At 60.8% G+C, this 7056-nt stretch carries 5 protein-coding genes; 4 read left to right on the top strand and 1 reads right to left on the bottom strand.

Annotation, left to right across the window (positions count from 1 at the left end; translation table 11 throughout):
• Positions 1-334: 334 nt before the first annotated feature.
• The 3 genes from NUV89_RS26110 to NUV89_RS26100 all read left to right on the top strand — a co-directional run bounded on the left by NUV89_RS26110 (position 335) and on the right by NUV89_RS26100 (position 4479).
• Entirely contained in the window at positions 335-1543 is a 1209-nt protein-coding gene (locus NUV89_RS26110; protein ID WP_257783590.1) for an aspartate transaminase, read from the top strand.
• Positions 1544-1552: 9 nt separating this feature from the next.
• On the top strand, positions 1553-3085 hold the full coding sequence (locus NUV89_RS26105; RefSeq protein ID WP_257783589.1) for an MFS transporter: 1533 nt from the start codon (positions 1553-1555) through the stop codon (positions 3083-3085).
• 62 nt (positions 3086-3147) lie between these two features.
• The gene (locus NUV89_RS26100) at positions 3148-4479 is read left to right on the top strand and encodes an OprD family porin (RefSeq protein WP_257783588.1); all 1332 of its coding nucleotides are present in this window, start codon (positions 3148-3150) and stop codon (positions 4477-4479) included.
• A 162-nt stretch (positions 4480-4641) separates the two neighbouring features.
• On the opposite strand, the gene NUV89_RS26095 is transcribed toward NUV89_RS26100, so the two are convergent.
• Positions 4642-4881: a DUF6124 family protein gene (locus NUV89_RS26095; protein ID WP_257783587.1), complete on the bottom strand. Its 240-nt coding sequence runs from the start codon at positions 4879-4881 to the stop codon at positions 4642-4644.
• A 465-nt stretch (positions 4882-5346) separates the two neighbouring features.
• Between NUV89_RS26095 and NUV89_RS26090 the strand changes: the two genes are divergently transcribed.
• Positions 5347-6819 carry an S-type pyocin domain-containing protein gene (locus NUV89_RS26090; RefSeq protein ID WP_257783586.1) on the top strand — a complete coding sequence of 491 codons (1473 nt, stop codon included), beginning with the start codon at positions 5347-5349 and terminating at the stop codon, positions 6817-6819.
• The last annotated feature ends 237 nt before the right edge of the window (positions 6820-7056 follow it).

The following is a 7056-nucleotide window of genomic DNA, read 5'->3' as shown; positions in this document are numbered from 1 at the left end:
AGCAGTGTGTCAGTCACTGGATGAGTTGACGGGTCCACCGCATTCGCGAGCAAGCCCGCTCCCACACAAGCCCGCCCCCACATTTGGATCTCCATACATCAGGCAGGTCTGCAAAAGGCAGGCCATGCCCTTGAGCAGCCATAAGGCTTTGCTATGGCTGCCTCCTATCCCCCATGAAAAGCCCCCCCACAGCGCACGCCCGCCTGCACGCACCCTTTCAGTGCGGCCCCAGCCATAAGCACTGCCTATCAACCCAGAACGATCTCATCTTATGGCGCCCTCCCCGCCGCCTCGTACTGTGGCCCCTGTCAACGCCATCAACGAGGAACGCCCCGTGACTGCCTCCCGCATCGCCGCCCGTGTGCAACGCATCAAACCATCGCCCAGCAGCGCCGCGTCCGACCGCGCCAACGAGTTGCGTCGCCAGGGCCAGTCCATCATCAACCTGGTGGTGGGTGAGCCGGATTTCGACACGCCTGAAAATATCCGCAAGGCTGCCAGCGCTGCGATTGAACGTGGCGAAACCCGCTACACGCAAAACGCCGGCACCCCGGAACTGCGCCAGGCCATCGTCGCCAAGCTGGCCCGCGAAAACGGCCTGAGCTACAGCGCCAGCCAAGTGCTGGTGACCAGCGGTGCCAAGAGCGCGATCTTCAATGCCTTCGCCGCCACCCTCGGTGCGGGCGATGAAGTGCTGATCCCGGCGCCGTACTGGGTGTCGTACCCGGACATGGTGCTGGCCTGCGAAGGCGAGCCCGTGACCCTGGCCTGCCCGGAGCACGAAGGCTTCAAGCTGACCCCGGTGCAGCTGCGCAATGCGATCACCCCACGCACCCGCTGGTTGCTGCTCAACTCGCCGAGCAACCCCACCGGCGCCAGCTACAGCGCCGCCGAATTGCGCGCCCTGGCCGATGTGCTGCTGGACTTCTCCCACGTGCTGCTGATGACCGATGACATCTACGAGCACATCCGTTACGAAGGCCTGGACAACCCGCATATCCTCGCCATCGAGCCGGCCTTGAGCGAGCGCAGCCTAGTGGTCAACGGCGTGTCCAAGACCTACGCCATGACCGGCTGGCGCATCGGTTATGCCGCCGGCCCCGCCGACCTGATCGGGGCCATGGCGACGTTGCAATCGCAGTCCACCAGCAACGCCTGCTCGGTCAGCCAAGCGGCCGCCGTGGAAGCGCTGAATGGCGACCAAAGCTTCGTCAAGCACAGCGTCGAGGTCTACCAGCAACGCCGCGACCGCTGCCTGGATCTGCTCAACGCGATCCCCGGCCTGAGCTGCCGCAAGCCGGACGGCGCGTTCTACCTGTATGTGAACTGCGGCGGTCTGCTGGGTAAAACCACCGCAGAAGGCAAGGTGTTGAACAGCGATTCCGAGGTGGTGATGTACCTGCTGGAAAGCCAGGGCGTGGCGGTAGTAGCCGGCACGGCCTATGGTTTGGCGCCGTTCTTTCGCATGTCGATTGCCACCGACATCGACACCCTGGACCAAGGCTGCGCGCGCATTGCCGCCGCCGTCGCCGCGCTGCGCTGAGGCCCTGCGATGACCATGGCGGCCCACCCTCCCCTGAGTTTCAAGCAGGCCTTGCTGGCGATGATCGGCATCTCGTTGGTGCTGATGCTCTCGGCGCTGGACCAGACCGTGATCGGCAACGCGTTGCCAAGCATCGTCGCCGAACTGGACGGTTTTGAACTCTATGCGTGGGTCGCCACCGGTTATCTGCTGGCATCCATCGTTACCATCCCGATTTTCGGGCGGCTGGGGGATTACTACGGGCGCAAGCCGTTTGTGCTCGCCGCCACGCTGATTTTCACCCTGGCCTCCCTGGCCTGCGCGGTGGCCAATGACATGCTGGTGCTGGTGATCGGCCGCGCGTTGCAAGGGGTCGGCGGCGGCATGCTGATCGGCACCGCGTTTGCCTGCATCCCCGAGCTGTTTCCCGATACCCGTCAACGCCTGCGCTGGCAGATGCTGTTGAGCGCGCTGTTCAGCGTGGTCAATGCCATCGGCCCAGGACTCGGCGGTTATCTCACCGGCGCCTTTGGCTGGCGTGCGGTGTTCTATATCAACCTGCCGCTGGGCTGCGTGGCGCTGTTGATTGCCTGGCGTTTCTTGCCCTGGTATCGCCCGCAGCAACGGGCGGGTATCCGCCTGGATTGGCCCGGCGCACTGTTGATCGCCCTGGCGTTGGGCAGCCTGCAATTGTTTGTGGAATGGCTGGGGCATGCGAGCCTGGCGCTGAGTGCGGCGCTGGGCCTGGGTTGCATCGCGGCCGTTGTTGCGCTGTGGCATTGGGAGCGGCGCTGCGCCCACGCGCTGTTGCCCGCCGCGTTGTTCGGCCTGCCGAGCCTGCGCCTGTTGTTCATCTTGTCGGTAGCGGCTGGGGCGATCATGTTTTCGCTGCTGTTCTACCTGCCGCTGCTGCTGCAAGGCGCCTATGGTTATTCGCCCCAGGACGCCGGTCTGTTGATTACGCCGCTGGCGCTGAGCATCACCCTGGGGGCCATCGTCAACAGCCGCATCGTCACCCGTTTGCGCAACCCGAACTGGCTGCCGCTGGCGGGGTTTGTCGCGCTGTTGTTGGCGTGCCTCGGTTTGGCAGTGGTTGGGCGTGGGGCTTCGTTCAATGTGTTGCTCGGCCTGATTCTGCTAGCGGGGTTGGGCCTGGGGTTCATCCTGCTCAACCTTACGGTGTTCACCCAGACCTTGGCCGAGCGCCAGTTCCTCGGCATTGCCACGGCGCTGACCCAATCCCTGCGCCTGGTCGGCGGTTTGCTCGGCACCGCCGGCATGGGCGTGCTGGTCAACCTGCTCTACAGCGCCAATGTGCAACGGGTGTTTCTCGCGGCCGATCACGCCGAAGGCATCGCCCTTTACGCCGATCCGCAAACCCTGTTGCACGCCCACGTCGCAGCCTCGCCCTGGCTGGACCTGGCCCGCGATGCGCTGGCCCAGTCCGTCGGCGTAGGCCTGTTGCTGTGCGCCGGGATCGGCGTGCTCGCCCTGTTCATCCTGTACCGCTTGCCGCCGGTGCGACTGCATGTCGTGCCCGCCACCGTCGCTCCTGAAAAATAAGAAAATTTCACTGCCGCTTTTGACTGCCCTCAAAAAACCAAACACACATGGGGATGACACCGATGGAGCTTTTCAATCGCGCACCGAAAGTACTCGCCGGCCTTTGCGGCCTGATGATCGCCCAGCAGGGCTACGCCGCCGGCCTGGTGGAAGACAGCAAGCTCAACGTGCTGGCCCGCAACTTCTTCAGTAACGCCGACAACCGCAGCGGCGCGGCCGATCCCAACTACACCCAGGAATGGGGCCAGGGTTTTATCGCCAACTTCGAATCGGGCTTCACCCAGGGCACCGTGGGCTTCGGCGTGGACGCCATCGGCATGTTCGGCATCCGCCTGGACTCGGGCAAAGGCCGCCACTACAACCCGCAGAGCACCGCGTTCAACGGCAATATCTTCCCCACCGACCATGACGGCCGCGCCGTGGACGAATTCGGCAGCCTGGGCCTCACCGCCAAGGCCCGCTTCGCCAAGACCGAATTGAAATACGGCACCCTGGTGCCGATGCTGCCGGTGGTGATGTCCACCGACCGCATGCTGCAACAGACTTTCAACGGCGGCCAGGTGCAGTCCAAGGACCTCGACCACTTCACCTTCACCCTCGGCCAGCTGGAACATGTGAAAGGCCGAGGGTCGAGCGACCAAATGGGCATGTCGATCCCCGGCGCCAACAACGCGGTGACCGGCACCTTCGTCAACAAGTTCTACTACGGTGGCGTCGACTACAAACCCACCAAAGACCTGACGTTGCAGTACTACTACGGCAACCTGCAGGACTTCTACAAACAGCACTTCCTCGGCCTCAAATACGACTGGCAGATCGGCCCTGGCACCCTGCGCACCGACCTGCGCCACTTCGACAACCGCTCCGACGGCGCCAACAGCAACGACCCGGCCTACTACACCCTCGGCTACTACGGCGACGGCGTGACCAAAGGCAAAGTCGACAGCCGCCTGAGCAGCGCGCAATTCACCTACCTGGTCAACGGCCACACGATTGCCGCCGGCCTGCAACAGGTCAGCGGCGACAGCGACGCGGTGTGGTTGAACCAGGGCGATGGTTCCACGGCGTACTTCATGACCGAGTCGATGGTCGGCAAATTCCAGCGCGCCGGCGAGACCACCTGGCAGGTGAAATACGGCTATGACTTCGCCGCGGTCGGCGTACCGGGTTTGAGCTTTATGGGCATGTACGAAAGCGGTTCGAACATCCGCACGCCGACGGGGGATAAGAGCGAGTGGGAGCGTAACTTGACGGTGAGTTATGTGGTGCAACAGGGGCCGTTGAAGAACCTGAGCATTGCGTTGCGCCATGCCTCGTTGCGCACCGAAGTGACGACGCAGCGGGACAGTGATGAGCATCGGGTGATTGTTAGCTATCCGCTCAGCATCCTGTAAAAGCAGCACAGTGATGTGCTTCAGGCGAACACATCACTCAAATGCTGTGGAGATCAAATGTGGGAGCGGGCTTGCTCGCGAATGCGGTGGATCAGCCAATGATTCTGTTGACTGACACACAGCATTCGCGAGCAAGCCCGCTCCCACATTTAGATCGTGTTGTTAGCGACCTGCAGCGCTCGTCTGCCCGACGCGTTCCGCGAGCAACTGCGCCAGTTCAATCAACTGCGCAACACCCAGCAATTCCTCTCGCTTCGATCCTTCCAGATTAAACGCGAGATCACAGCTCAGCGCATTGGCCGAGGCGAGTGTTTCGCTGAGGTTGACCAGCAGGTCTTCGGTATTGATTCCATCCGCTACGGCAAATAGACGGACAGGGGGATTTGGGGTGGGTTTGATCATTGTGAAGCTCCTAAGGGAAGTGGAGCTGCCATTGATCGCCGCGACGCGATGGGGGTGGCAGCTGTACGCAGGTTCGCGGACCGGTCCCTAGGAAACCCGGCATACCCGAAGGTATCCCGCGCACAGCCGCCATAGCGCCGCACAGTAGACGATAAAAAAGCGCCAACTGAAAGCAGACGATGACGCTTAGCGTCCATAGGAAACCGGGCCGCGACGCCCGACCGCTGAGTGTGCAGCGGTGTACGGAGACTAAAGAGCTAGTTTCCGAGGGCCAACCGCTGATAGGTGTCGGAAATTTCTGTTTCTTCGAATACCTAGCCGAACGGTCAGTTGTTTGGACTTCCTTCATTCAGCAGCATTCTTCTCGCGCCAGTTAGGCGCGATCTTCACCAGCAACGCGATAGCCCGCAAAGGCTGGCGCAGGTGGAGGCTTCTGCAGCCAGGCTTGCACGCGGAGAATGAGGCATGAGGCGTTACAACCTAACCAACGGCGCCAAGACAACGGCCGGCGGCACGGTCTACACCGGGTACACGGGCGGTACCATTAACGGGTTGGGAATGGTCAGACAGGGCGATCTCATCTTCTGCCCCGCCTGCTCCAGCCAAGGTGTCGTCGTGTGTGTCGGGCCGCGACTGGGCGAAATATGGGACGGTGCAGAGGCTGCGTTGGAAGGCGACGTGTGCCGCTGCAAATGTGACCCGCCACCTAAACTCATCGCCAACCAATTCATGGAGTTTCAGGACATAGACCCTGAAAAGTCGCCGTCTTTTTTGCCACCGCCGGGAACCACTTCAGCTCGCAGCACGGCCGCCGAGGCTTTCGCGCCGAACGCACAACCTGATGCGCTGAATGTGTGTGTATTCGCAAAATCCTGTGTCTCAGTGCCCGCAGGCTCAACGGCTGCCGGTACTGCCCCTGAGCACGCCAGGAACTTCGGCACTGTGGCCGTCATGGCCTCCACCGGCACTGCGGGAGCTGTCGGGCGTGTCGCAGGAACGCTGGGCAGCGAACTTGGTACATGGGCCGTTCGGGGTTTCACCGGCACCGCAGCGGCAGCCAGTTCCGCGCTCAATGTTGTACTTCTTGCCTTTTGGCCGAGGGACATCGGCGATTCAACGCTCTACACGCCTGAGCAGTTGGCAAACATGCAATCGGCAAGTACGCGGGTGCGGTTCCAGTTCCGCCAGGATGACACAGGGGGAATGGGGGTTTATGGAATCCATACCACGCCGAGCAGCGGCTCGGATCGGGTTCCTGTTGCACACGCCAAATGGAGCGCCGACAAGAGCGCGATGGTGGCGGTGTTGGATGGTATCAGCATCACTTGGACGCCAAACAATGGGCCGGTGGTCAGTGTGCCAAGCCCTTATCCAGGTACGCCCGAACGGCTGGATAACTTGCTGGTTCATCCGATTGCAGTAGGGCCGGATTCAGCCATCACTCACTATCCGGGCCGGGATGCAGAGGATGTGACCTGGCAGGATACGATCATTACGTTTCCGGCGGATTCGGGTGTGGCGCCGTTGTATTTGGTGTTTGCCAAGCCGGCGGTCAGGCCTTTAGAAGTAGATATCTACGGTGCTTTCAGCGGACGTTTACGCAATGGATTGCACATCGATCATATGCCGTCCCAAGCCGCCTTGAGGCGCTATTTGGAGATGAATGCCAAACTGGACGACGATGATATCGAAGCCCTCCTAAAACGGTCTGCCAGCATTGCTATCCCGGCCAGGGTTCACCAGAAATATAGCGAGACTTTTGGTGGGAGAAACACTCGGACCAAACAGCACCTTGATGCAGGTGATCTACGGGGAGCATTGGACAGTAACTTCCATGCGATAAAGCCCTACCTTCTTGAAGAGGGGTTTTCCGAGAATGAACTCCGAGAGGCACTCCATAAAATGCATGAACTAAATAAAGATCAGGGGTGGTACTAAATGGACGCTGCAACAATTAGCCGCTGGGTGGGGTGCCTTGGTCGCCCTTACGATGAGTTAGTCAGTAGAGGGCTCATACCTGATCTGTCGCTAAGACCATTGTTTGATACCAGTGACAACGAAGACCTAATTCAGAATCCAGAAAAGGGTGTAAAGCTATGGTTTTGGGCAGACACAAAGCATTTAGGGAATCTCCGAACAAGTTTTCAAATGTGCTGAAATACGCCTGACCACCTG

It is taken from the genome of Pseudomonas sp. 18.1.10 (assembly GCF_024655625.1).
Classification (GTDB): Bacteria; Pseudomonadota; Gammaproteobacteria; order Pseudomonadales; family Pseudomonadaceae; genus Aquipseudomonas.
The sequence above is the reverse complement of the archived record's forward strand: the minus strand, read 5'-3'. Positions and strand labels throughout refer to the sequence as shown.